A 393-nucleotide genomic window follows, 5' to 3' on the forward strand; every position below is an offset into this window, starting at 1 on the left:
AGCCATCCAGGGCGTCTGCTCCTTTGCCGTTACCGACATAGAGAATACGGCCACTCTTCAGGTCAACCACGATTGTCTTGTACACATGTCCTTTCCTGACCGCAAATTCATCTATGCCGATGCTGTCTACTCCTTCAAGGGAGGGAGGCGCGTAATGGTATTCAAGATGACGCGTATGGATATCCTTGACGGTAGCCCAGGATACGCCCAGGAGATTGGCTGCGTCTTTCAAGGTCATGCTCCTTAACAGGTCGACTACATATTTTGCGAAACGATGGGTGTAACCGCAACTACCCGTGGCAAAGGGTATGCTCTCCTGACGGTCATAATCACAATCCTGATTCTTGCACTTATAGCGTTGGACTTTCATGCGGATTATCACCTTTTTGCCGC

At 49.9% G+C, this 393-nt stretch carries 1 protein-coding gene; it reads right to left on the reverse strand.

Going from position 1 to position 393, the window contains the following annotated elements; genetic code table 11:
• A partial coding sequence (locus tag I6E24_RS16750) for a helix-turn-helix domain-containing protein (protein ID WP_235329843.1) occupies positions 1-393 on the reverse strand: 393 nt, incomplete at both ends.

The sequence above is a fragment of the Bacteroides caecigallinarum genome (assembly GCF_021530995.1).
GTDB classification, from domain to species: domain Bacteria; phylum Bacteroidota; class Bacteroidia; order Bacteroidales; family Bacteroidaceae; genus Phocaeicola; species Phocaeicola faecigallinarum.